The sequence below is a fragment of the Streptococcus hepaticus genome, from assembly GCF_043656315.1.
In the GTDB taxonomy this organism is placed as follows: domain Bacteria; phylum Bacillota; class Bacilli; order Lactobacillales; family Streptococcaceae; genus Streptococcus; species Streptococcus hepaticus.
Window position 1 is genome coordinate 1 of sequence record NZ_JBINIY010000036.1, and the last position, 2,026, is coordinate 2,026.

Below are 2,026 nucleotides of genomic sequence, written 5' to 3' on the forward strand. Positions count from 1 at the left end.
TCGTATCTCCAACCTCTAGTCTGAAGAACTCTGACCTCATTTTCGCTCATTGTATAATGATGAGAACCTGATGTTAACCCTTGATGGAAAAGGCGATAAACAGGGCGACTACCTTCCGAATACCAAGCAACACCTTCATTACGCCAATTATGCTTAGCTGTTAAGATATTCACCTCATTTTGATCCATTGTATAATGATGATCTTTTAAAATCGGATTGTAAAGTCGATAAACTTCTTTTCCTTTCTTAGGCGCTCTCCATGCGACACCTTCGTATTTTCCCCAACCAATACGAACCAATGTATCTCTTTCATTTTTACTTGCTGTATAAAAATGTTCTTTATTATTGGGATTGTAGAGGCGGTACATAGGAACATATGGGACATCCGCTGCTACTACGGTGACTTCCCAGACCACTGCTACTTCATCTACTCTTAAATTAACTGAATTTCGCTGAAGTTCTTCATTAAATCGTCTTGACTGTTCATTATCTCCAGAAGGAAAACCCGCAATAATCTTTGTCTTTCCTGGTCTTAAGGCTACCCAATTCCCTTGTTCATCAAAAGAAATAATAGATGGATCTTCTACCGTCATGTTAAAAGAATAGAGAAAATCTTTTAATGGAGAATCCTGAGGACGGCGGATTTGTCCCTGCTCACCCACTTGAAGATTGAACTTAAAAGTTCCGGCTTCAAACTCTGCTCCGCCTTTACTATAAAATTCAGTTTTTGCCGTTTCCTCCGCAGAAACTACCTGACCAACTCTTGATTCAGAGAAATCTACTCCTCCAAGTATTGCTCCACTACAAAGTGATAAAAGAACTACACTTTTCATAATATTACGCAACATATTTTCCTCCTGACTAATTCGCTTTAAAAGCTACTCCCTCATATTTCCAGCCCACACTGATTAGATGATTTTTTTCGTCTACATTTGCTGTATAAAAATGTTCTTTTGTAACTTGACTATATAATCTAAAAACATCTACTCCAGTACCACTTTGAAAAACTACACCCTCATTAATCCAGCCAGAATTCTGCAACTTCTGGACTTCATTCATACTTGTAGTTAATAAATGGTCTTTCGTAGCTCTATTATATAAACGATAAACAGGGGCGACATCTCCTGTCTTCCATGCAACACCCTCATCACCCCAACCATGCTTAGAAATTAGTGTATTTCTTTCATTCAAATTTGATGTATAATGGTGTCTCTTTGAGCCCTTATGATATAAACGATAAACAGGTGATGATGCGGTAGGCTCAGATTTAGTAAATGATACAACTCCTGAAGAAGGATTCACTGAATTAATAAGTTCAAGCATGCTTGGTGTAACTCTAGCTGCATGATTAGTAATATCTCGGTTGAAACCACTATGAACACCAACAATTTCATTATCAGCGTTCAAAATAGGACTACCACTTTGTCCCCCCCTTGTATCAATTTTATAATTCAATTCGCTATCTGAAAGAGTGTCTATATTTCCTGAAGCAAACACCATTTGACCCGGACGATCTCCTGGATACCCCGCTGTTTGAGCATAATCTCCTGATTGAATATTAGTTGATAACGTTAGATAACCTGTTTTTGTACCAAGTGGTTTTGATAACTTAATAACTGCATAATCATTCTGATGACTTGGATTAGAAGAATATGCTGGATTTATTTTAATTACAGTAGCAGTACTTACACCAAACGGCACACTTCCATCAGAAGTTGCTGGTGTAACTTTAATATCTGTAAAATATTCATTTTTATCAACTGAATATACGACATGAGCAGAAGTCAACACAACGTCACTAGCAACCAATGTACCTGTACCCGTAAGAGGCACATCGCTACCGCTTGCAGAATAATATCCTACCCCTTCAATTTTAACAATTTTAGGGAAAAAACCTTTAGTTGTATCAGTAATATTTACCCTATTATCACCTCCAAAAACTCGTTCAAAAACTTCATTTTCTACTACCTGTTCTTGATCGGCAACATTTACTGGTGTTTCTTCTGCTTTTATAACAGTACCCACG

2 protein-coding genes are annotated in these 2,026 nt (G+C 37.4%); both read right to left on the minus strand.

All coding sequences use genetic code 11. The features are described from left to right. On the minus strand, window positions 1-848 hold an 848-nt coding region (locus tag ACHUFA_RS10935), incomplete at its 3' end, for a hypothetical protein (protein WP_394406093.1). Between the two features lie 13 nt (window positions 849-861). Next, window positions 862-2,026 (minus strand): trypsin-like peptidase domain-containing protein (locus ACHUFA_RS10940; RefSeq protein ID WP_394406095.1); only part of this gene is annotated, 1,165 nt, incomplete at its 5' end.